The following is a 24,417-nucleotide window of genomic DNA, read 5'->3' on the forward strand; positions in this document are numbered from 1 at the left end:
TTACATTATTAAGAATTATTGTTCTGAATTCTACAAATTTCATCCTGTTACTTTTATTTTTGTAACACTCTCTTGATATTCCGTTGTTTGTTTTTTCAATTCATCCGTAAACTGTTTAAGCTCTTTTAATCGTGCTTGTAATGAATTAGAATCTATTTTCACACCAGTATTAAGACTTGTCCCTGTTTCAATCATTATGTTATTAAAGGTGTACCAACTACTTACTAGATTGTCAAAACTCTGAGTTTGCTTTTTAACTGTTCTTGTAAAGTTATTTAATTGCTGCTCAATAAGTGTCATTTGAGTTGCTTGCACTTCAATATTCGATAAATTTTGTACCAATTGAATTAGTTTCTGTTGCTTTTGAGCAATAGCTTTATTCAGTTCTGTTACTTTATCATTTTTGAGTTGTCCATATTGGTTATAAATCGCTTCCAAATTAGACACGTCTACAGTTTTATCCTTAACTCCGTCTTTTAAAATATTAATAACCGACTTTGTAATATTTAAAGAACCGTCTAGATTTTCTTTTGGTAGAGCTAGAAGTTTTTCAAAATCTTCTTGAATGCCTGCATTAAGTTGTCCCATTTCCGTTCTTAATTTTTCAATGTCTCCGTCTGAACCCTTATAAGATTCAAACGCTCTGCTAACTTTACTAGAAAAATTTTTACTATCTTCAGCCAATTCGTTTTTAGAATTGTTTAAGTCTTCTGAAGTTATTTTCATATTATACTGAATTTTTTGCACGTCACCTTGAAGTAAGTTAAAAATACGTACAAATAATGCTTTTGCTTCCGGATCTTCATTCATTTTTCCAGCTAGTTCAACTAATTTATTGTAATAATTTGCAAATCTTATTCCGAAACTCTGTATGTCTTGATTTACAACGGATAATTTGTGGTTATTTATATCCAGGTAGTCTCGAACATGGTTTCTTATAGTGCCTTGATCAGTAGTTATTCCATATATAGTACTTACATCAAGATCTGGTTGCTGTAATATGATTAGCCCATATCCTTGAATTAATGGCGTCTGTGATCCTAAATTCGTAATCGAATTTGATAACCTATCCATAGCGGGTCCAAGTATACTACTTGGTTGTAAATAAGTTGTATTACTTTCTGCAAAAGTATTTACAGGTGAGAAGCAACTTGTAGATACTGCTGTAACTAATAACCCTGCGACTAACGCTTTTTTCATGGTGATCCCTCCCATTTATTGGTGTCTTTTGATAAAATAGTTGGACTAAATTTTAATTAACTTGAAATCTAACATTATAACTATTAATCTATATAGACTGTTTTAAAGATGTTTTTTTAGGAATATAAATATAGATTGTAAACATTTGTACATAATGCCCTACTATAAACTTAATCCCTAAGTCATTACATAAAAGACATATACGAAAATAATCCTGATTTTATATGTCTTAAAATGCAACTAACATCTTGTGCCCTTATTAAAACATCAAATTTCAAGTGCGTATATAGTAAAATTTTGTAGTTTTTTGTATAATTTTGTCCTTTTTTATTTTTTTATCTTAATTTTTTAATATGTGTACAAATTAAAATACTATACTTCTAAAATTGCTATGCAACTTCACTACTATAATTAAAATAATTATAATTTAATAATGCTGATAAAAAGGTACCCGATTTAATTTAACTAGGTGAATTTTCATCCCTAAAAAATTATTTCAGTATAATTTTTAGTACTCTTCACTTATTTCTTCCTCTATATGGATATGTAAAATTGCATATCCATATAGAGGAAAGTTAATTATTATATATAGTCATAAGTGGTAATTTTCCAAATAACTATTATGTACTACCGCTACATCAATATTAAGTTTCCATAACTTGTTGAAAACGTTAGAGTAACGGAACTTATCCATTACTTCTATAACAATTATTCGTTGGATTCATCAGTCTTGGACAAAAGAATCCGACATGATCTAAAACAACTAAATGCCCCCTATAAAGTCAATGAAACATATATGGGGTACCGTCACATCACTATCAAACTAAGAAAATGCAACTCCCTCCCAGAACAAAATTTTGTGCTAACTTGTAACAAGATAGCTCTTTCGTTTTTAGATTATTAATTTCTTAAGTAGAAATGATAGCGGTACATTATTGGTTACATAAAAAAGTGCCAATCTTATCGATAATTTTATCATTTTAGCCAAGGAGACTCCTTCTTCAAGGAACGCGAAGTGAGTAGGTGGAGATGAATTAATTGGCATAGGACCAAAAATATCAGAATTTTGGGGAGTTCAAAGTGCTTAAGCATGGTATTATTTAAGTTTTTTCATTGAGAATGCATAAATACAAACAAAACCAGTAACACATCTTTTCTGTGCCTTACTGGTTTTGTTAAAGGTCATCTTAAATTGTAGTTAGTTCAACGCAATTGTAAATTCTGAGTTCGGTGCGCCAGCAAATACAACCGTCCCGTTCTCTGGTAGTTTCACTGTGTTGTTGTCACTAACAACCGTAAAATTGACGCATATGCCATTCTCATCATACACCGCGAATGAACTTCCTGATGGCAACTCCACAGTCATCGTTTTCCCTGCTGCCTCTTGCGGGATTGTAAACCATTTCGCATGCCCATTTTTTTGCAGTGTAACTTTCGATAATTGACCTGTATCAAGGGATGTTACGTTAGATTCACTGACGTATAAAAAGCTGGCCATCTCCATATATTCATTACCATCCTCTGTATAGAAATGAGCTTCCTTTGTATCCCTCCCATTCATCACGGGAATCTGAATTTGATGCGTCGCCGTATTCGGACCTGTAATTTTTTTGCCGTCCCAATAGCCATCTTTGAGCGTAATTTGTGTGTTAAGAGGTATTAGCTTTCCTAGATAGTTTATAGAATTAAATTTTTCGTTAACGAGGTAGAACTTGCCGCCCTCGCGCTTCGCCCATGTAGCAGCTGTTTTCTTCGGTAACACATTGTTTTCTAATTTCTGGGCTAAATAGTGAGTCAGCACATTTTGCCCCAATCCCGGTGATAATTCATATGTGCTCTCTCTCAAATAAACTTTTCCATTCTTCTCAGTAACGAAGTTAAGCCTGGAGGTACCCTTCTCATTTATAAAGCTTCCATCCGCCGTATATACATATTTTTCTTCCGGTTTAGTTGGTAAAAACAGTTCTCCCTTCTTCGTAATTTCTATTTTGAAATGACTTTGGATATTTCCATAAAAACCCGCTTTTTTTACCACGTCTTGAGGTACTTTAGCCTTGACTGGCTTGCCGAAGGATTTATCTGGTTTTATATCCTTAATTGTCCCTTTCTCTTTAAGCCTAGCTAACAGTAATTTGTTTGCCAACAGTTGATTTGTCGTGCTGGAGCCGCCGGAGGACAATACAGCTGCTGCCATCTTCTGTTCTGGAAGCACGACCAATGTGGCATGTTGCAGTACCGTATCCCCACCCTTAGTCAACGCTTTTATCCCATATTCACTAAATGGGTATAGTTTCACACTATCCCAGCCAAGACCATAGTTGAACACGTTTTCGCTATCTTCCGGCCACATACCTCTTTTATATTCTTCTTGTTCCATCGCCTTGACTGCTTTATTAGAGAGAATTTCTTTTCCCTGTCCCATAAATATTTGTGAGAATCGCACCACATCTTCTGCAGTAGAAGAGATTCCTCCCGTACCAATCGCATTTACCATTTCACTTGGAAGCTGTCCCTGGTATTTCGGAGAATACTGTCCAGCCCGCTTTTCGTCTTCCCATTTGTTTTGTGATGTTATCGTATGATTCAGTTTTAATGGCTCTGTAAACTTTTGATGTAGAAATTCAGTAAAACTCATACCACTGACTCTCTCTACTAAGATCTCAGCCAGCGTAAAACCATCATTACAATATACTGAGAACGCACCAGGGTCTGCCTTCAAGTTTTGGTTGGACAATTGCTGCAACAAGATATCATGGGCATAAGCATCATTATCTTTAAATAAAAATACATTATTGTACGTGGAACCTTGCAAACCCGAGGAGTGATTCAACAGCATACGCGGTGTGATGCGCTTATATCGTTTATCTTTCATTTTGAACTCAGGAATATAGCGGGCAACAGGGGAATCCAAATCAACTTTTCCTTCGTCTACTAGTTTCATAACAGCCGCAGCTGTATATACTTTACTGGTTGAACCAATTCCGTATAGAGTATCTTTGGTTAGTGGCTCTTTCCCTTCTATGTCGTTCTTGCCTGTCTGCCCCGACAAAATAAGTTTACCATTATCAATCAGCGCATACTGCACGCTAGTAGTCTCATAGGACTTCGTGAGTAGTTCAGCGTTCTCTGCAGCAATCTTCTCCAAATCTTTGCTTCCAACTTCTTGGCTAGATACAACCGGAGTCTTACTGCTAGAAGAGGCTATCGCTCCTGTTGGTAGACTCATCGTTAGAGCCAAAGTAGCGGCTAACACCCCAGATAATTTATTTTCCATAAGAAAAATGCCTCCTTAGATAAATGATTGATTTCATCTTTTATTTGTTCAATTACAAACATCACATAAACTACTATTCCGTCTTTATCCCTACTGTCTAAATTCAACAAGTAAAATACTTTTAAAAAGACCAGGATTCTCAGTTCTACCCATATTGTTCAAATTGCCGTCAACATATGTGTCCCTCCAGCAAAAGTATTAAATCCTGGAATAACACCTGTATGTCCCCCTATCGAGACAACGTTAGGCAGTTTAATTTCATAGATTCCTAGACCATATCTATTGATTCCTCCCTTTCCTGTAGAAACTGTAGTGAATATTTGTTTTAGTTGCTGTTCTTTCTGTAATTTGCCACTAAGCAAATAAGAAAATAATTTGTTTAAGTCGGTACACTTCCAATACAAAAGCAAAAATCTGTTTTCATGGGTTTCTTAGTTCTTATATCCGCTACACCAGCTGCATACCCCACATGTTTCTACCCTCGGAAGTTTTAGCGAGTATCCCTGGGTATTCAAGTTGCAATGTATCTCACATTGCTTGTTCGACAGAGGTACGATCTCGTTGAGTACTTATTTGTAATGAACTAAGTATATTTTGAGTGGAACCTGTTTTTATCATTGCGGTTGGTGTTAGATATAATAAAGAGTTCGGGCAATGAAAAGTGCTAAATCTGCAAATGGGAGTTAATTATATATTTTAATAAGACACTCTTCCCCTCTATTCATATGGTATCGGCGGTTGTATATTATTTCTTACTAATTACACAGAAATCATCTTCATATTAATTATTTTTACAAGCACCATTCTGTCGTAACAAGCGGTAAAACCTCTATTTTTCACATGTATGTTAATACCATAAATGATTTTTTTATTTAGAATGCGCTTATTACTAGTTGATTTTCGTATGAATAAATCCTATTTATCCTCCCTCTTTTGTGCTTCTCTATATTTGTATCCTATACAATAAAAATTTCTTTTTTCTTATGCATTTCTTACAATTTCCTTACGTTCAAATCACTTCTATAATTAGGTAGGTTTTATTTTAAAATCTCCAGGATAATAATTTCTTATATAATCCCACGATTTCATAGAAGATGGATTAATAACCCTGTTCCAAATCATCATGCACATCTCTGATATATCCTTGGATTCCCCCTTCAACCTTTACCACAGTTCCAACCGATATCAACACTTCTTCACGTTCTTATAAATAGCAATAACTAATCAACTTCTTACCAGAAATACCTTAATATAGAAAAAGAGAGATAAGGTTAAAATACCTTTACCTCTCCTTTTTTCTCACATATTATGCGAAGTTTTTTGTTTTGGGTTTATCTCTTTTCTTAGCTTGATAGCGATGTGGTGCTACCCCATATAAGTGATATTTCTAAAAGATAAATTAAGAATTATTTCTTCATTCTCTCTTCAACCCATCTAATAAAACTAGTACTTAGTTGCCGTTCTTGCAACCAGTCTTGTAGTTTTCTATATTCATACTAATATGTTTCCCTGTTCTCTTTTACAGACTCCAGTTGGTTCAATTTAGTTGTAAAATATATAAATTGCTCTTCAGTATATACAGTCATGCTTTTCACTTCCTTTTTAGTTTAACGTTACTTAATATATGGTTTTACTATGTTTGGGATAGATCCTGATGATAATAATTATTGGATTTATAGACTTATGATTGATGAAAAGTTTCAAGTACAAGGTATAGGAAAACAAGCTATACATCTGGTAATTGATGAGATAAGAAGCAATAATAACGCAAACATTTCTATAATAATGATTGGATATGCTCCTGAAAACCTTACAGCTAAATTTGTATATAAAAAAGCAGGATTTATTGAAACTAAATTATCATCTTGGGGTGAACAGTTAGCTAAGTATTCCTTATAAGCACTTGAATTCTGCACATTAACTTTTAAACTTATTAAAGAAAAGAGTCTAATAGTATAGTAATGCAGATAGGAAATAATTAAACTTTTTTCAAACACGATTTTTTTCTATTCTTAATGGTTCTAATATGTAAATAAAAAGTAGGAGGAGCCTATCTTAACAGACTCCTCCTTAAAATAGCCATTCTATACATGTTAGAAACAAATTCATTTTACTAATAATGAATATTCACCGTTTTTATCATCAAATTTATATACATTTAAATAATATTTACCTGGTTTCGCTGTGAATTTCCCCTTTATAACATTTCCTTCATCTTCACCACATGCTACATAATTTTGCATGTCTGATTCATGATAAAGTACCCATGTCATCCCAATATTTTGCTCATTTACCACAGAAATATCTACTTCTTTTGGATCTGTAACATTAAACGTATAAACATCTGTTTGATCAGGAGTAATCAGATTTCCTTTTACAAGCGTATTAAACGGGAGTACCTTCTCCTCTTCATGGGATTCACCTGTTGGCGGATCTTGTTTTACAGTAACTTTTGTTTGTTCTTTGCTTTCTTTTCCTCTACTATCTTTCACTGTTAGTTCCACAGTGTATGTTCCTTTTTCTCCATATACATGGGTAGGATTCGCTTCTGTACTTGTTGTACCATCTCCAAAGTTCCATAGATAAGAAATAACTTTTCCATTTTCACTTTTTGTACCATCACTATGAAATTGAATCTCTTCATTTACTATCCCGCTGTATGGTCCATTCATATTTAAAATAGTATTTGTTTTTTCCTTTTCCTCTGTTGCAACACCATGAAAAACAATATCATATTCAAACTGGTTAGCTGCATTCACACGATAGTTTACAAAATAGGCTGTAACTGTTTTATAACCACTCCACCCTTTTTGGGATAACTGCTCCAAAGTTCGATTTACTTGTTTACTCATCGTTTTCCAATCTTCAGACTCACCTTTTGATGTACCACCTGTGTACTTGCCTTCCACAGTAAATGTATTAAAGAATTGCGACTCATATTTTGTAATTTTGGCATCTTTTATATTTGCTACATTCACAATTTCGTTTTTCACTTCAGCTAGCGGCTTTGGTGCGTGTTGAATTAAATAATCATTTGTTACTTGCGGTACATTATATTTATCTTGATTATCAATCAACTGCTGCATATACGCTTGATATTCTGCATTCAATTGTGTATTGTTGCTCAATGATTCACGATATGAGTCATAATTTTTCACATCGTTTGCACGGATTAAATCTTGAAGCTTATCAAACGTTTCAAATTGATGATTATACAAATATGACTGTAGTGCAAAGGAATACTTATAAAAGTCCCATGATCCATATTTTGAAAACAAAGTTTGCTTTGCTGTATAACGGCTTGCTGGATCAGATGATAAGCCACTTATCATACTTTTACGCGGAACAACATTATTTGTACGTGTAGATCCTGCAAAAAATTCTGCATTCCCTTCTTGGAACCAAGTTAATCGTTCATTTTGATACATTTCTCCGCTTCCAAATAAACCAGGAACCTCATACCTTCCTTGTAAATAATGAGTGAATTCATGACGGAATAACTCTTCTAAACTATAAATACTCTGCTTTGGCGTACGCTCATATGTAAAGAAGGTCCCCTTCTCTTCAATATAAATTCCACCGTTGTTTGTTTCATATCCATATAATTGTCTATTTAATTGATATTCGTCTGGATTATTATAAATTACTATCGTTAGTACATCATCAGCGTTACCCGGTTCTAGTGCTTTATCATTACCAATTACACGGTGATATTGCGCTTTTACTTCTTTGGCTGCCCAATATAATCTCTTAATTTTTTCTTCTGTTACTTTATCTCCCGTCTTGAAGACAATAGATCCGTCATCAAATGTATATGTTTTAGGTAAGTATTGTTGTTTCCCTTCTTCACGTATTTTCTGTAAATCTACTGTATTTCCACTATAATCTTTTCCACCATAGTTTGTTTTCATTTGTTCTACTGCTACAAAATAAGGACCACTTAGACGAGGATACAAGCTCATCGCTTGTGTAATAACTTCTAATCCTTTGCTTTGATTACTATGAAATTTTCCTAAACGTCCTGTATAATAAATGCCATTATTAATTAGCCAACTATTTTCATTTGTTATATTCCCCACGAGAGCAATTCTATTAACCTCATTTATAAAGTTATCAATCTTTCCATACCACATTGTTTCATTAGGTTGCTTATTCGTATCCTGCAAATAAGACTGTATATCATAATCAATTCCTTTTACAATTTCATATACGGCTTGTCCTTTCGCATAATCGCTTTCATACGTAGAAAGATTATCATTATATTGTTTTAAAACATTTACCGCATACTGTACTGTTTCAGTATCACTAGAGGCATTACCAATTAATTTCCCATACGCAGCTACTACTCTATCTTGCTCGGCTGTACCTAATGTAAAGTTTGGATTTTTTGCAAGTGCTTTTAATGCTGGTAAACACTTGTCATGAAAGCCCCGGTCTTTTAAGTAACTTAATTCATTATTATAATATCCCACATAAAAAGCAGAACGTAATATTTCAACAAATGTTTCAATGCCCTTTGAGTCCTCTTTTGTAAATGTCCTTCCTCGTTGTCCTAGTTCATTAATGATAACGTTCATGCGTTCTTTATTCTGATAAAAAGCTTTCGTATCCTGATTGAATTGAAATAAATCAGTAATTTGATTCCAAGAAATTTTTGATAGTGTTTCAATGAGTTCGTTATCAGGCATTTTATTCAATTCTGCCAGAGTGTAGCTTTGCTTTAATTGAATTTCATCACGTTTCATAACCAGAGTAGGACGTTGTGAAAGATCTCCTACTTTTAAACGCTCTTCAAAAGTCAAAGTTTCGTCCGCTTTTGTAGCATGTACAATTTCATCTTTGGAAGTTTCTGTCCCCATTGGTTTCATCTGTAAGATATTATAGGATGCTGTTTCCTCTGCTGATACCTGTGTTTGAATACTTCCAAATGATAATGCCATCGTACTAATCCCAATCATCATTTGAGTAAATTTTAAATTCTTGTTCATTACATTTCCTCCATTTATATATTCCACCCAAAAATATAACATTTTATCTTAATAAATCATTATAATATGTATTATTTCATATTTAATTACATAAATTTCCTTATAAATTGATATTAAATAAAACATTATAGAATTTCTTTCTTTTTTCATTCTTACTCATGAATTGGGTATATCTTTTGTTTGAAATTTACGGGTTCATCACAAGAAACCAAACTCTCTGGCAAGATTTCGTAAGATATTTGGCGATAAAAAGCTTTGAATTTCTTGAGCAAATAGTTGTAATTCATTGGATACAGAAATAGACATACAAAAACGGCACCCTTTCTTATAATTTTACAAAAAGAATAACGTATTTTTTATAAAAAATGCTCGTCAAAGTGTAAAACAAAAAAGGCTATCTCAGCCCTTTTTGTTTTATAAATCTTCTATATCATATTCGGTATATCCCTCATAATAGTAACTAATATTAATACCTTTCATGAATATTTCACGACTATTTATTTCATCTACTAGTGCATTTTGGAGTAAATGCTTAATTTCAATATCTTTAATTGGGCTGCGTTCCATTGCCAGTAAATAATCTTCTTTATCAATTTTATTCCAGTCTACCACCTGATGAATTTCATTTTTAAAGATTAAATCTAGCCATATTCTAGTCGCTCTACCGTTTCCTTCTCTAAAGGGGTGGGCAATATTCATTTCAACATACTTTTCAACAATTTCATCAAAAGTTGTTTGTGGCATTGTGCTAATGTGCTCTAATGAATGGCATAGGTACATAACAGGAGCAAAGCGAAAATTCCCCTTCGCTATGTTGACCTTTCGAATCTCTCCAGCAAAGAAATAAATATCCTCCAATAGGTATTTATGCATGTCAGAAAGCCCCTTGAATGTACCAACTTCTATGTGGTGTATCTCTCCAGAATCATATAAATTTTTGACTTTCATTTTTGATAGTCGTTCTTCCACTCGATTCAATTCCAACTGATTTTTGATACCTAATTTATTTTCTAACACAACCATTCTCCTCTTTTTCTACAATTAATTCTTTAAGCATATTCAAATCTTCTTTTGTAGCTAGATTCTTACTGAAGCTTCTAGCCAGAGTTTTAGAATTGAGTTATTTTGCGTGTTCTTGATTGTATTTTTTATAGTTTTTTTGTAGCTTCGTTTTGCGCCTTGCTGAATGCCATTCTATTCACTCGCTTTAGATCCTATAAGCACATTATATACATTATTTAGTAATATGTTTCAAACAAAAAACAAACTAGAGCCGAAGCCCTAGTCTATAGCCATATCAAATATATATATTTAGTATCTTCCATAATTTTAAACACAACCATTTTTATGGAAATTTTAGGTGATCCTATTGTGCTCAATTCAATTAATAAAGATCGGATTCATGGCTTTTCTTTACTGCATCTTTTGTTGCTTCGTTTGCAGCTAATGATCCTTGACCATATTTTGATTTACTTACTTCACGGCCAAACATGAATTAATAGAACTGGCTTCCCTATACCATAATCTTCATAATATAACTTAATTGATGCTTAATTTTCGATTTATTATCATACCCCCAAAAGTAATTATTGGTAGCCTACCTGTTCTAGATTTAGGAGCTGAAGGTGATAATTTTTGAATTTTATCTGTCCCATAGACAATCTTTCCACCTACTACTATCAATGCAGACTCGATATGCTTGTTTTTTACCTCCAAGACTAAGAGGTTAATAGAAGAAAGTATGGATAAATGTACATATTGTCTCTTTTTGATGTTACCTTGTATTTCTTTTTCTGTAGAGAACCGTGTATTTCCTGCTGTCTATAGGAAGACCTTGTTCTCAATTCAATCGGTTAAACATAAGATTTAAACGATTTTCAAGATAAAACCTCATCATTACCAATATTTTTAAAAATATCTCAAATTCAAGATTATTTGCATAAAAGCCGAAATATTAAGTCAATAATACATTTAAATTTTAACAAACTACCAATATATTATTTCTCAACATAGGAAGTATAGAATTATAAGAAGCCAATTGTTAATATATAGATATCTCAATTGCGTTATTTCTTTTTAAAGAGAGTTTGTGTTTTTACACAAGCTCTCTTTTATTGCATTTCAGATATATTCAACAAGGTGAGTCTTTTCCACTTACAGCAATAGTAAATAAAAATTTGCTTCTAATACAAAAACTCCATACAATTCACAAATAATCTTTAAAACTCAGATATAACAATAAATAAGCATTCCGTATCCTGACTGGTAAAACTAAATTATAGAACTATTTCTCTGTAGCAAAATAAAGTAGAGCTATAGTCGGAAAAGCGATTCCTATCCATAATGTTAGATTCCATCCTCCTAAGGCATATGCCCATCCTCCAATAAAGGATCCAACAGCACCTCCCAAAAAGAAAATAGCCATAAATAGCCCGTTTAATCGACTACGGATTTCTGGACTCAACGAGAAAATTAAACGTTGGCTAAGCACAAGGTTTGCAGATACTCCCATGTCCAACAGAATTGCAGCAATTACTAAAACAGCTATTCCAAAGGGCGAGCTACTTTGAATAAAAAGTGGAAGTAATAAAGAAATAATAACTACGGTGAGAGCTATCCCAGTGGCGGATCGTGTCCAGCCAAGATCGGCTAGTCGACCACCTATTGGAGCAGCTATCGCGCCTGTAATTCCCACAAGTGCATACAATGCTATGGCAGTTTGAGAAAAATGAAAAGCCGGACTAGATAATAATAATGGAACAGTGGTCCAGAATAAGCTGAAAGCCCCAAATACACAAGCATGATAAATGGCGCGACGACGTAAAATGGGAGTAGTTCGTAGCAGTTGCCACATTGAATTAAGTAAGACGATATAATTTGTTTTTGCTGTTGGTTTTCTTGTAGGGAGTACTTTCGATAAAACAAACGCCAGGACAATAATTACAGTAGCAGATAAAGCAAATATTGCACCCCATCCCCAAATATCGGCTACTAGACTAGATATCGGTCGCGCAAGCATAATACCTAGTAACAGACCACTCATGACATTGCCAACTACTCGACCGCGTGCATTCTCAGATGAAAGATATGATACAAGAGGTACAAGCACTTGCGCTGCGACCGAACCCAGTCCGATAAAGAATGAAGTAATTAACAACAAGGTTGCGCTTTTTACAAAAAACATGGAAATGAGTGCAAATGCACTTAAAAATAACAATATAAGTATTAATTTTTTATTCTCAACAATATCCCCCAAAGGCACAAGAAATAGTAAGCCAACAACATATCCAATTTGAGTTAGCGTTACAATTAATCCAGCGCTACTATTAGAAAGCCCAATTTCATTACTAATTACCCCAATTAAAGGCTGTGCATAATAAAGATTAGCCACAATAATACCACATGCAGTTGCTAAAAGAATGATTAAACCTGATGAAATTTCCTTATCAATTGCTTGATTTTTAAAATTAGACATAACTATTTCCTCCCATACTTTTATTTCAAAATTACTAAATCGCCTTATCAAGAACTACTGCGGTGCCATTTTTTATTGTAATAAATTAAGTCTGAACTACTTTCCATTCTGCTTTTAAAAGATCCAATTTCACCTCTTTTTTATCCCCCCTTTTCTAAATGTTTTTTAGCAATTTAATTTTTGAATTTTGGAACCTAAATGTAGCCATACCATTACAAGATGTTAGTTAGTTAATTAATAAACTGTACGTTCAGTTTATTAATTAACTAAAAATATATACTAAACGTTCAGTTTTGTAAATAGGCTATTTCGTTTTTTGTTCGTATTAAGTATACTAAACGTATAGTTTATGTTTTGAAAGGAATGATTAATGTGCAAAGTAGAAGAGGTCGACCACGTAATATTGAAACCCAAAAGGCCATCCTTTCTGCGTCCTATGAGTTATTATTGGAAAGTGGCTTTAAAGCAGTCACAGTCGATAAAATTGCAGAACGTGCTAAAGTCAGCAAAGCTACGATTTATAAATGGTGGCCAAATAAGGCTGCTGTGGTAATGGATGGTTTTCTTTCTGCTGCTGCTGCCAGATTGCCTGTACCTGACACAGGTTCAGCCTTGAATGATATTTTAATTCACGCTACAAGTTTAGCCAGTTTTTTGATAAGTCGAGAAGGAACTATTATCAATGAGTTAGTTGGCGAAGGGCAATTTGATTCGAAACTAGCAGAGGAATATCGTGCTCGATATTTCCAGCCACGTCGACTGCAAGCAAAGCAACTTCTGGAGAAGGGAATTAACAGAGGAGAATTAAAAGAAAACCTCGATGTTGAATTAAGCATCGATCTCATTTACGGACCAATTTTTTATCGCTTGCTAGTAACCGGTGAAAAGTTGGATGAATCCTATGTACATGACTTGGTTATAAACGCATTCGAAGGGATACGTTTGAAGTAATTAACATATAAACAAAGATTTAGATTTCCAACGTTTCCTATACTGATGTAACTCGCATTAACTTGATAAATAAAGTATCTAATGTTTTAAAACTGATGTTTATGGGATTGTCCCCCGTATACATCAGTTTTAAAACAGACTTAATCTACAAGCTAATCACGCTTCCTTTTTGATTTTTGGAAGGTTGTAATATTTATTAGTTATTGATTTTTCATTTAAAAACAGATTAAAACCACATAAGAACCCTGAATTTGTATTTTATACAGTTTACCTATTCTATTTAGTTTGCATCAAATAAATCAATGGTTTTAATTTGTCTACAATCGTAGGTATGATAATAATATGCGCCAGACTCCATGCACATAGTGCTTGTATAGATGGTATTGTCTAATATACCTTCTTCCGTGATTACTCCACCCTTAGGAACTTCGCCATTTGATAAGCTATGAAAAACAGCTGATATTCCCTCTTCTTTTAAATCGTGACATATTTAAGATATTGATGTCATTGGATTAAAGTAATAATTACTTAAAAAATTAATAAATAAAAACCCTCACAACAAGGAGGGCTTAGTATTCTATATAAGTAAATCTTTAAATGGTAAACTTAATATTTTATTGTATTGGTCCTAATAATCCCATAATTTCTTCAGCTTTTTGGTTTTCGATGCTATAGTAAATTTCTAACCCCTGACGATTTCCTCTTAGAACCTTCCCTCTCATTTTAGATAAGTGTTGGGAAACTGTTGATTGTGGAATGTTTAAAATTTCGGTCATTTGGGTTACATTTAGTGTTTTATGTTTAGAAAGCTCATTGATCAGTTTTAAACGCATTGGGTGTGCCATAAGTTTTAAAAGCTCTACATCCTCTTCTAAAATCGTGTTCTCTACATGCTGATTCGCAAATCTTGTCATAGTATACGCTCTCCCTTATTTGTTTTCTTCTAATGTAGTGTAACTTCCATATTACATAATATTAGTATGTTCGAATGTTTATTGTTGAAAAATGATACTTAAAGTATACAACTGTAGTTTGTGCTAGTAGTGGAGTTAATGTGTGGTTTGTATGAAGTTTTCATTTACTATTAATCTAGTCTGTTTAAGCTAGTATAAAAGTTATGCATATAATTAAAAAGACAAACTCTCCAAGATGAGGAGTTTGTCCAAAACCATGATCTCTTTAGTTCAACAATATAGAGTTCAGTTCCGATAAGAATTTTTATTTTTTTCATATCCCATGTTTTTTACATCAGTACTAACAACAGTGGATTAGAATAATGACTGAATACTTGCTAAGACAGTAAGGATACCTATAATAATGACAAAAACATTGCTCGCTTTCCCTTTGTATTTAGCAAGTACTGGTACTTTATGGATCGCATACATTGGTAATATACATAAGATAGCAGCGACTAACGGACCGCTAAGGGCATCAATGATTCCAAGAATACTTGGATTTGTATAAGCAACATACCAACATGTTAATACAACAAAAGTAAGAATCATTGTCTTAACTGTTTTTTCTCCTATATCTTTCCCACGTTTTTTACCGGACTTGATAATCATGTCACGCATTACCTCATACGCTCCTATATAATGGCCAAGGAAAGACTTTGTAATAGCCACAAATGCAATCATAGGAGCTGCAATAGTGATTACTGGCGAATTAAGCTCATTAGCAAGATATGATAGGATTGACAAGTTCTGTTCTTTTGCCACCTTAAGATCATCTGGAGTCAAACTTAAAGTACTGCTCCAAACAAAGAACATAACAACAGCGAATGTCATGATATAACAAACTTTTTGTATTTGAGCACACTTGGCATCAGTAGCGTCTATTCCATAACTAGCTCTCTGCTTCACAACAAATGATGAAATCATAGGTGAATGATTAAACGAGAATACGATAATTGGAAGTATCATCCATATCATTCCTAAATATCCTGTTCCTGTTGAGGCAGTAGAAACACTTGAAAAACTAAGCATTGACGTATTCCACTGTGGAATCAAAGATATTGCAATAAAAAGTAGAGAAGCTATAAAAGGATACACTAGCATGCTCATGATCTTTACAGTTATATCTTGACCAAAATTTAGTATAGCGATAAGACCGAGTACTAAGACAAGTGATAAAATGGCCCTTGGAGGCTCCGGCATGTGCAATTGATGCACGATAAAACTACTAGCGGTATTTGTAAGTGCGACCGAGTACATCAGCACGATCGTATAAATGGAGACGAAATATACAATGTTAAAAATGATACTTGCCTTATTTCCAAAATACTCTCTTATAGTACCTGTAATCCCCTCATCGGCAGAGTTCGAAGCGTAAATCATTTTAGCAAGCGCCCTATGTGAATAATACATAACAGGATAGGCAAGTATGGTAATTAACAGCAATGATAATAAACCACCTGAACCTGCATTAATCGGTAAAAAGAGTACCCCTGCTCCAATTGCTGTTCCAAAAAGGCTCAATGCCCAGGTAGTATCCTGTTTATGCCACTTTTTAGGGTCTAGATATTTCTCATCTTTTACTGCAGTATTATCAGCTTGAAATTCTATGTTTTTTGCAGTATTCCCATTCATGTAATAATTCCTCCTCATGTGCTATTCTTAATTCTCTATTTAAGGTATAGAAATATAGACTGTTCTTGAAAAATGAATTGCTTATATAGTGCATCACAACGAATATCCCTCTTCTAAATTAATCAATAGCGAAGCTGCAACCCTAAGCGTTTGTTACCACTTACAAAATATTTTAATTATATAGTAGTATATTTTATTGATAATTCCCCCAACATACAGACATCCTTAGGCAAACAATAGAGTACATATTGTTAAATATTTCACAATGCTATCGATAGTTGTTTATTGATTTGATTGTTTCTCCCCAAAGATTTTATTTTTAATGGCAATCCCTGTAGGTGTAGCCGCAATTCCGCCTAAACCTGTCTCTCTTAACTCACGAGGCATCTGTCTTCCAACCCTATACATTGCTTCAATAACTTCGTCAGCATTGATGATATTGTTTACGCCGGCTAATGCGATGTCTGCTGCTGCTAAAGCATTTGCCGTTCCAATGGCGTTTCTCTTTACACAAGGAATTTCTACCAAACCAGCGACCGGATCACAAACTAAACCGAGTAAATTTTGTAATGCAATTGAAAAAGCTTCAGAAGATTGCTGTGGGGTTCCACCCGCAGCTTCTACCGCAGCTGCAGCCGCCATCGCTGAGGCACTTCCTACTTCAGCTTGACATCCTCCATACGCTCCTGAAATGCAAGCGTTGTTTGCGACTATCGTTCCAAATAACGCTGAAGTGAATAGAAAATGAATCATATCTTCATGATTTAACTGCAACGTATCTTTAATACTAAATAGGACTCCCGGAATCGTCCCACTCGCACCTGCTGTTGGAGTTGCACAAATAGCTCCTAATGCAGCATTTACTTCATTAACACCGATAGCACTTTGAATCCCTAACACCATCAAATCTCCAGAAAGAGTTTTCCTATTTTCTCGATAGTTTTTAAGTTTTACAGCATCCCCTCCGGTTAACCCAGTTGGAGAAAATACACCGTCGCCTTCAATACTTTTATTTATTGCATGTTGCATAGTCGTTAAATTTCGTTCCATTTTACTCCAAACTTCTTCATAAGAAGTTTTAGTTTGTTTGATTTCCTGTTCGATTGCTAATTCATAAATTGGCTTTTGGCTTTTATTAGCTGCATCCACAATCTCTTTTATGGACATATACATATTTTTCACTCCTTAATGTAACTAAAGAATAATAAGGTTAGCTATATTGCTTAAATCTCCTAATTCCTTCTGAACAGTACCAGGTAATATCGAATCCAAAGCGAATGCATATAAATATCTTGTTTTATCTTCCAAACTATGAAAGCTGTTAATTTCCACATCATATTGTTTAAAGATCCTGCGTAAAACAAATTCAAAGTCAGCTCTTTCCGAAATCGCAATAACAACTGGCAATGGCCCCTGCAAATCTAAGCTAAAACCATCAATTTCAACATGTTTGACTTCAATCAACCCACCACCGACCGAAATACCCATCGTTCTAATACTTCGACTTTCATCCTCTACATATACATCTGCCGTATTTGGATGACCGGCAGGACTATTACCCGATTTTTCAATAAAGGTAATGTCAATTCCCTTAGACTCTGCTATCTTAATAGCATCTGGCACTTTGCTGTCATCGGCAGCAAAGCCTAATATACCAGCAATAATTGCAAAATCAGTTCCATGACCTTTATGGGTTTCAGCAAATGATTCATAATACTTTACCACAACTTTTTTGGGAAGACCTTGAAATAATCTATTAGCAACTGTTCCGATAGCCAAAGCACCTGCAGTATGTGAACTTGAAGGACCTATCATTATGGGCCCAATCACATCAAAACAACTTTTATATTTAACAATCTTTTTTTCTTTAATAGATGCTACATTCATGTTCATATAAACACCCCCATAATTTATTATTTTTAATTACAGTTGAATCTAATTTATTGGAATGACCAATTTAAAATAAAATTTGTTTGATAGCGCTTTCTTTATTGAGTTGAATAAACTTCCCTTCTGATTCACTACCCTCCGTATAGTAATCATATCAATATATCAAATCTTTAAAAATTTCTAGCAAGTTCTTTAGAATTTTCAAACCCAAACGAGGTTTGTTATTTTCTCTAGAGGTATTGAATTATGTCTCGACGCCCTCATTATAACTTGTATATTTATAAGTTTAATCTTTTTTTATTTTTAGAAAGATTGAATAGACAGAATTTTGAATGGGTAATAAATTACACTTAGTATATAGCAATTGTGTCCTTTGTTTGAAGCTGTATTAGTTAGTAAAAAAGCAAAAATAACACAGAGTTCCTTTCATAAACACATTGATTATATTGGAAAATCATTATAAAGATACTTACATTGTCCTTAGTTAGGATATCTTATTTTGAACGGGAAACCTGTTGCAATAAATAATTCATGCAGATGAAAAGGAATACATTAATGAAATATAAAACTCTCACGTATATTAATCACATAATCAGTATAAATATTAATTATCAGAAAAAAGGAACTTTTTGTATGAACCTTATAACATAAAGGATACGTTCCAAATAAAAAGGGGATTCCTAGTAGGCTCCTTTTATGCTGTTTTTATATGAAAAATCCTCTTCAAAACGAAAATAAAAAGGGCTATTTCAGCCCATTTTTATTTATAAATCCTCTATATCATATTCAGTATATCCCTCATAATAGCAACTAATATTAATGCCTTTCATGAATACTTCACGGCTATTTATTTTTATCTACTAGTGCATTTTAGAGTAAATACTTATTTACGCTTTTTATTTAGAATAATCTTTCATATGTAATTAAGATTTTTCACTCTCTGTAAAAAGTGATTTATGTTCTACTGGAGAAGAAAGCACTATTAAGGTTGTAGGCTTTCCATACTCTAAGCACAAATTAATATAGTCTTCGAGTGTATGTACTGATTCTGTCACTACCTTTGTTAAATAACTATATAAACCGGCAATACGATGGCATTCGACTACATCTGGATGTTCCATTGCAAATTTTTTATATTTGTTGCAATCTCTTGGTTCCATTAAAACAAACGCGGTAATATGTTTTTTTAATTCTTTCGGATTAACAATCGTACGATAACTTATAATGACACCCTGTTCCTCTAGTCTTCTGACCCGCTCTGTAACAGAAGGGGAACTCAAACCTACCAGCTTTCCTATTTCAACCATACTTAAACGTGCATTTTCCTGAAGATGTGAAAGAATCTTTAAATCTGTTTGATCCATTAATGTATCTCCCCTTGATTAATTAAGAATACAATTAATAATTCTTAAATTTTTTAAGAAAATTATAATTAATACATAAATTATAGCATGTTATCTTTTTTTAAAACTTTATATAATTGATATCAATTAACGAAAGAGAGGCTGAATATCTTGACACAACAATCATTGAAACGTTCAATTACTTGGGTACAAGGGATTGCATTAACCATAGGAGCTGTGTTGGGTTGTGGAATTCTTATATTACCCTCAATTACTGCAAATAGCGCTGGACCAGCTTCGCTTTTATCTTGGGTTATCATGTCTATATTAGCTTTTCCCATTGTCGCAACTCTGGCGCGTCTTGCTAAAATGATTCCTAGCGCAGGAGGAATTACAGCTTATGTTCAAATGGCATTTAATGTAAATACGAGTGCCATCCTAGGGTGGATTATGTTAGGATCTATTCCTATTGGAGTACCTATTATCGCTTTAACAGGTGCCCAATATATTGACTATGTTTTTCCAATAAGTAATGCAGGAATTATAGGCATCGCGGCAGTAATTTTGATTACTTCTTTACTCTTACATATTAAAGGAATTGAGTTATCATCAAAAGTGAGTGTGTTTGTCATTTGTGTAATTTCACTTCTAATAATTGTGGCTGTTGTCGTTTCTATCCCCTATGTAAAATTAAGTTCTTTTACACCTTTTGTACCAAACGGATGGTCTTCTGTTGGAGCTTCTTCTGTAATTATCTTTTTCTCATTTGTAGGATGGGAGATGATAACCCCATTAGCTGAAGAGTTTAAAAGACCTGCTAAAGATATTTCCATTAGTCTATTTTTAGGGGCAATTTGCATCTCAATTATGTACATTGCAATATCTTTTGTAACAATAGGGACTCACTCATATGGTGATAAGAACCAGATAGCTTCCCTTAGCATTCTAATATCAAAAGGATTAGGACCAATAGGTACATATATAACCACTATTTTAGCAATTTTCATTTCGTTTAGTGCTGTACATGCTAATATTGCAGGTTTTTCAAGAATGATTTACGCTCAGGCTAGAGAAGGACATTTCCCTTCCTTCTTTGCTAAATTACATTCTAAATTCCAAACTCCAACAAGGGTTTTACTAGTTTTAGGCGGAATTTTTAGTTGTATTTTAATTTTTTATGGTATAGCACGACCCAATTTAGAGATGCTTCTAAAAGGCCCTAGTGTAATTTTTATTACCTCGTATATTTTTACAATGCTAGCTGCTCTTAAGTTATTAAAAGTTCAAGATATAGGTTGGTGGATGGCCTTCCTATCGTTAGTTATATGTATTTTTGTATACTCATTTAGTGGTTGGGCGATTTTCTATCCAGTAATCTTATCATTCATAGGTGGGATCTATATACTTATGAATAAAAAGTCCAGCACTGTAATCAATCATCAATTAGATACACCTAATGAAAAATAGTTTCATAATCTCTATAAACTAATTCTACAAACTATATAATGTTATTAACACTATCAAGATTGGAATAGATATAAATTCTGCTAACTTATAATTAGCTCAAATTAACTTTATGAAATATGAATAATTATGTGTATTTAAGAAAAATCAGGATAACTTTTTAAAATCATCCTGGTTTTTTCTGTATAAAATGAATTTCGTTATTTTTATTTATTCCCCTAATTTATATATTTCTTCACAATAAATAAACAAACATATACATTGTTTAATTATGTAAAAAATACATAATTAAACACCTCTATATACTACATAAAATTTAAACCAGCATATCAGCGAAAGTAGATCCAACGTTGTTTTTACGCTTCATATGCTTTTCTAAATAAATTTTAGTTGTTTGAATATTTTCATGGCCAAGTGTTTGCATTAAATGATATAGATCTGCATTACCTTGCTCTACTGCCATAATTGCAAAAGCATGACGGAATGTATGCGCCGTTACTGGATTTTCACGATACAGTAGAAACTCTAAGTTTGTCTTTTTTATCATATCTGTTACTTGATTCGATAATGTTTTAGAGTTATAAGTATTTCCTCTTTGATTTATAAATACCGGACTCTCATCCCCTTTATCCAATACTGTTTGGCATCCTCTTCTTAGCCTCATTTCACAAATACATTGATATAAATGTTCCGAAATAAAAAGTTCACGCACTTTATCCCCTTTTCCAGTGACTTTTAACCAGTACTTTCCGTCATAATGTAAATCTTTCACTCTCGCGGTGCACAATTCTTGAATTCTTGCACCAGTACTTGCTAGAGCCAGTAAAATTGTATAGTTTACTAAATGTCCTCTTTCTTTATAAAATCCTAAAATTTTCATAACCTCATCATAGGATAGGTCCCGATTTGGCCGATCCTGCTCATTCACATTTGCGCGCTGTAGTTCTTCATGAAGAGGCTTTTCAATATAAGAAAATACATGTAGATGTTTTAGAAAAGAACGAATGAGCACTGTTTTCTTTGCAAGTGTCGCGACTGCATACGTGTCACCATTCCTACCGTTCTCTACCCGTTTCAACCACGAATTGTATTTACGAATATGCCAAGGTTGCAATGTTTTCAATAAAGAGGCCTTTTGCTTTACCTCTTCCCCATCCAATTCAAATTCTTCTGCATGCTGCACCATGCACTGACAAAATGATAAGATTTCTGAGATATAGCTCTTTTTCGTATCCTCTTTTCTATTCTTCTTCTCATCCATATCTTTTTGTAAATGTACGAAATGATAAATGACTTCTATGTCACTTAAATACGTATATTTACCCTTTCCTTCTTTTTCTGCAACCTCCATCTTATCTTCCACTATATCTACATAACTGTTGTTATATAGATATGGAACGATATCTTTTATATTCTCTACATATGTATCCATATACTCACTTTGATTGTTTATAATTAATAAATTTTCTTTTACATTTTTTTTATTCATATTTCGAATTCACCTCTCCTATAGAAGATTATGAATATAATTCTCTTTATTACCTATAATTATTATTTTATTTTACTTCTATTAATTATACAAATGATAATTCATTTTCTTTCTGTAAGAACGTTATATTCTTCTTCATTTACTTATATTTATATTTTTTTATAATTTATTAATAAATAGATATTATTTAAAAGTTAATTATTTAAAATTCATAGTGATTTTATAATAAAAACAACTATAAAAATCCATTAACATATAAAGCGAATGAAAAAGATCTTAAAACCATAACTATAAATATAATATTTAATAAAATCTATTTCTTATTTTAAATATAAATCAGATTCTGATATGATATATACATACCTAAAATATTAGCAAACGATAGTTATGGAGGTGTCCTTTCATGACACAAGATTTATTGTTCATTACAAAACCTACTGTAACGACAAAAGAGGCAGCCGACTTATTAGGAGTAACGGTACAAACAATTTTAAAAAAAGAAAAAGATGGATTAATAGAATGTGTATATAAAGATAACTGGAAGCAATTCGGTAGTAAGATTTTCTATTTAGAGGATATTGAACGTTTAAAAAATAAAAATGAGGTTAAAGGCCTTAGCACGAAAGAAGTAGCTGAAATTCTTAATGTAGCACCATCTACTATCTTTACATACATCAAATCTGGAAAATTACCCGCAACAATGGTAGAAAAACGAGGAAAACAAGTATATATTATCGATGAGGAAGAGCTAGAGATTTTTATGCTTGATTATGAAAAAACTAAAACGAAAGAGCGAAAAACATTTATTACTAAGATTCAAGATGAAGATATATATTTATATCAATTATTAAAACATCTACACACTGGAAAAACCGCTAGGGTAATAGAGATTAATGGAGGAGACGGCAAGATTCTTACAGAGGACGAAGAAATTTTCCCTCTATCCACTTATAAGGAACATGATTACTCCTTTGAACCTTTCAATAAAAAAGCGGTAATTACTAAACGAGGGTATTTATCTTTTTCATTTAAAAAACCTCAATTATTTAATTCCATTACTTATAATTTAATAAACTTATTTTATAAGGAGCTAGGTGTCACAAATATGCGATTGAGTATTTCATCAGATACTATTAGATTAGAAATTAAGCCTTTCGTATTACAAGTAGATCCATTGCAGTTTCAAGAGGAGATTAAGTACTTACATTCTCATATGAAATCTGGCACGATCCTTCCACATGTAGAAGGTATTTACTTTAAAAGTAATGTAGAGCCATTAACTTTTCATGTAGATCATCAATTCAAGCAAAAAGTAGTTCAGATGGCAGCCGGTGCTGGTATGGGGCAGGAAGAATTCTTATTGCAAGCTGTAAAATCTTATATAACAAATTTAGAAGAAGCGTAGAAATTAAACCTTTCTACGCTTCTTAAATTATTCAATTTAATCATTCTATTCTGTGGGAGCGTCACGACCCGCGACATTCTTGTTTCCTCATTTTGGTTCTTATTATCCAAATTACCCACATATTTTTATTCCCAATGGGTGCACCTGTCTTCTTTTGTTCGTACACCTTTTCTGCCCATTGGTATCTGTTCTTCTATAATTTTATCATTTTAGCCAAGAAGACTCCTTCCTCAAGGAACGCGAAGTGAGTAGGTGGGAGATGAATTGGCTTCGAACAAGGGATGGCAAGAAGCCATCTTAATTGTTCGACATACATAAAGTGTTACTTCACTATCCATCGAATGTACGTT

General features: G+C 33.1%; 14 protein-coding genes and 5 pseudogenes. 4 read left to right on the plus strand and 15 right to left on the minus strand.

Annotated features, from left to right (window positions below; translation table 11 throughout):
• Positions 1-39 precede the first annotated feature (39 nt).
• The 4 genes and pseudogenes from V7S45_RS28700 to V7S45_RS28715 all read right to left on the minus strand — a co-directional run bounded on the left by V7S45_RS28700 (position 40) and on the right by V7S45_RS28715 (position 6,060).
• Positions 40-1,200 (minus strand): HBL/NHE enterotoxin family protein, encoded by a 1,161-nt coding sequence (locus V7S45_RS28700; protein ID WP_242278779.1) that lies wholly within the window; start codon positions 1,198-1,200, stop codon positions 40-42.
• 1,198 nt (positions 1,201-2,398) lie between these two features.
• The gene (locus V7S45_RS28705; RefSeq protein ID WP_242278776.1) at positions 2,399-4,474 is read right to left on the minus strand and encodes a serine hydrolase domain-containing protein; all 2,076 of its coding nucleotides are present in this window, start codon (positions 4,472-4,474) and stop codon (positions 2,399-2,401) included.
• 90 nt (positions 4,475-4,564) lie between these two features.
• Positions 4,565-5,130, minus strand: a pseudogene (locus tag V7S45_RS28710) (hypothetical protein).
• A gap of 750 nt (positions 5,131-5,880) precedes the next feature.
• A pseudogene (locus V7S45_RS28715) lies at positions 5,881-6,060 on the minus strand (hypothetical protein).
• A gap of 40 nt (positions 6,061-6,100) precedes the next feature.
• Between V7S45_RS28715 and V7S45_RS28720 the strand changes: the two are divergent.
• Positions 6,101-6,373 (plus strand): annotated as a pseudogene (locus V7S45_RS28720) (GNAT family N-acetyltransferase); the annotation flags it as partial.
• Positions 6,374-6,579: 206 nt separating this feature from the next.
• On the opposite strand, the gene colA reads toward V7S45_RS28720, so the two are convergent.
• From colA to V7S45_RS28740, 4 genes and pseudogenes are all read right to left on the minus strand, one after another.
• Positions 6,580-9,462: a collagenase ColA gene (colA, locus tag V7S45_RS28725; protein WP_242278775.1), complete on the minus strand. Its 2,883-nt coding sequence runs from the start codon at positions 9,460-9,462 to the stop codon at positions 6,580-6,582.
• Between the two features lie 414 nt (positions 9,463-9,876).
• Positions 9,877-10,485 (minus strand): Fic family protein, encoded by a 609-nt coding sequence (locus V7S45_RS28730; protein ID WP_242278773.1) that lies wholly within the window; start codon positions 10,483-10,485, stop codon positions 9,877-9,879.
• 361 nt (positions 10,486-10,846) lie between these two features.
• Positions 10,847-10,954: pseudogene (locus V7S45_RS28735) on the minus strand (catalase); the annotation flags it as partial.
• 792 nt (positions 10,955-11,746) lie between these two features.
• Positions 11,747-12,937 (minus strand): MFS transporter, encoded by a 1,191-nt coding sequence (locus tag V7S45_RS28740; protein ID WP_242278770.1) that lies wholly within the window; start codon positions 12,935-12,937, stop codon positions 11,747-11,749.
• A gap of 363 nt (positions 12,938-13,300) precedes the next feature.
• On the opposite strand from V7S45_RS28740, the gene V7S45_RS28745 reads away from it, so the two are divergent.
• Positions 13,301-13,888 carry a TetR/AcrR family transcriptional regulator gene (locus V7S45_RS28745; RefSeq protein ID WP_242278788.1) on the plus strand — a complete coding sequence of 196 codons (588 nt, stop codon included), beginning with the start codon at positions 13,301-13,303 and terminating at the stop codon, positions 13,886-13,888.
• A 310-nt stretch (positions 13,889-14,198) separates the two neighbouring features.
• On the opposite strand, the pseudogene V7S45_RS28750 reads toward V7S45_RS28745, so the two are convergent.
• The 6 genes and pseudogenes from V7S45_RS28750 to V7S45_RS28775 all read right to left on the minus strand — a co-directional run.
• Positions 14,199-14,363, minus strand: a pseudogene (locus tag V7S45_RS28750) (linear amide C-N hydrolase); the annotation flags it as partial.
• Between the two features lie 139 nt (positions 14,364-14,502).
• The gene (locus V7S45_RS28755) at positions 14,503-14,802 is read right to left on the minus strand and encodes a metalloregulator ArsR/SmtB family transcription factor (RefSeq protein WP_000196515.1); all 300 of its coding nucleotides are present in this window, start codon (positions 14,800-14,802) and stop codon (positions 14,503-14,505) included.
• 354 nt (positions 14,803-15,156) lie between these two features.
• On the minus strand, positions 15,157-16,476 hold the full coding sequence (locus V7S45_RS28760; protein WP_342762136.1) for an aromatic amino acid transport family protein: 1,320 nt from the start codon (positions 16,474-16,476) through the stop codon (positions 15,157-15,159).
• A gap of 282 nt (positions 16,477-16,758) precedes the next feature.
• A complete protein-coding gene (gene sdaAA / locus V7S45_RS28765) occupies positions 16,759-17,649 on the minus strand; it encodes an L-serine ammonia-lyase, iron-sulfur-dependent, subunit alpha (RefSeq protein ID WP_242278768.1) in 891 nt (296 codons plus the stop codon).
• Positions 17,650-17,670: 21 nt separating this feature from the next.
• Entirely contained in the window at positions 17,671-18,369 is a 699-nt protein-coding gene (gene sdaAB / locus V7S45_RS28770; RefSeq protein ID WP_001057004.1) for an L-serine ammonia-lyase, iron-sulfur-dependent subunit beta, read from the minus strand.
• A 920-nt stretch (positions 18,370-19,289) separates the two neighbouring features.
• Positions 19,290-19,730, minus strand: a complete 441-nt coding sequence (locus V7S45_RS28775; RefSeq protein ID WP_000372880.1) for an Lrp/AsnC family transcriptional regulator — start codon at positions 19,728-19,730, stop codon at positions 19,290-19,292.
• Positions 19,731-19,880: 150 nt separating this feature from the next.
• On the opposite strand from V7S45_RS28775, the gene V7S45_RS28780 reads away from it, so the two are divergent.
• Positions 19,881-21,176 (plus strand): amino acid permease, encoded by a 1,296-nt coding sequence (locus V7S45_RS28780; protein ID WP_342762137.1) that lies wholly within the window; start codon positions 19,881-19,883, stop codon positions 21,174-21,176.
• Between the two features lie 313 nt (positions 21,177-21,489).
• On the opposite strand, the gene V7S45_RS28785 is transcribed toward V7S45_RS28780, so the two are convergent.
• Positions 21,490-22,662 (minus strand): tyrosine-type recombinase/integrase, encoded by a 1,173-nt coding sequence (locus V7S45_RS28785; RefSeq protein ID WP_025689510.1) that lies wholly within the window; start codon positions 22,660-22,662, stop codon positions 21,490-21,492.
• A gap of 403 nt (positions 22,663-23,065) precedes the next feature.
• On the opposite strand from V7S45_RS28785, the gene V7S45_RS28790 reads away from it, so the two are divergent.
• Positions 23,066-24,067, plus strand: a complete 1,002-nt coding sequence (locus V7S45_RS28790) for a helix-turn-helix domain-containing protein (protein WP_025690249.1) — start codon at positions 23,066-23,068, stop codon at positions 24,065-24,067.
• Positions 24,068-24,417: the final 350 nt, after the last annotated feature.

The organism is Bacillus sp. BR3(2024) (assembly GCF_039134555.1).
GTDB classification, from domain to species: domain Bacteria; phylum Bacillota; class Bacilli; order Bacillales; family Bacillaceae_G; genus Bacillus_A; species Bacillus_A cereus.

Bases quoted from the DNA above. Each gene is read 5' to 3' on its own strand.
- V7S45_RS28730 (WP_242278773.1), bottom strand. From the start codon at position 10,485: ATGGTTGTGTTAGAAAATAAATTAGGTATCAAAAATCAGTTGGAATTG.
- V7S45_RS28775 (WP_000372880.1), bottom strand. From the start codon at position 19,730: ATGGATCAAACAGATTTAAAGATTCTTTCACATCTTCAGGAAAATGCA.
- V7S45_RS28790 (WP_025690249.1), top strand. From the start codon at position 23,066: ATGACACAAGATTTATTGTTCATTACAAAACCTACTGTAACGACAAAA.
- colA (WP_242278775.1), bottom strand. From the start codon at position 9,462: ATGAACAAGAATTTAAAATTTACTCAAATGATGATTGGGATTAGTACG.
- V7S45_RS28745 (WP_242278788.1), top strand. From the start codon at position 13,301: ATGATTAATGTGCAAAGTAGAAGAGGTCGACCACGTAATATTGAAACC.
- V7S45_RS28700 (WP_242278779.1), bottom strand. From the start codon at position 1,200: ATGAAAAAAGCGTTAGTCGCAGGGTTATTAGTTACAGCAGTATCTACA.
- sdaAB (WP_001057004.1), bottom strand. From the start codon at position 18,369: ATGAACATGAATGTAGCATCTATTAAAGAAAAAAAGATTGTTAAATAT.
- V7S45_RS28740 (WP_242278770.1), bottom strand. From the start codon at position 12,937: ATGTCTAATTTTAAAAATCAAGCAATTGATAAGGAAATTTCATCAGGT.
- sdaAA (WP_242278768.1), bottom strand. From the start codon at position 17,649: ATGTATATGTCCATAAAAGAGATTGTGGATGCAGCTAATAAAAGCCAA.
- V7S45_RS28785 (WP_025689510.1), bottom strand. From the start codon at position 22,662: ATGAATAAAAAAAATGTAAAAGAAAATTTATTAATTATAAACAATCAA.
- V7S45_RS28705 (WP_242278776.1), bottom strand. From the start codon at position 4,474: ATGGAAAATAAATTATCTGGGGTGTTAGCCGCTACTTTGGCTCTAACG.
- V7S45_RS28760 (WP_342762136.1), bottom strand. From the start codon at position 16,476: ATGAATGGGAATACTGCAAAAAACATAGAATTTCAAGCTGATAATACT.
- V7S45_RS28755 (WP_000196515.1), bottom strand. From the start codon at position 14,802: ATGACAAGATTTGCGAATCAGCATGTAGAGAACACGATTTTAGAAGAG.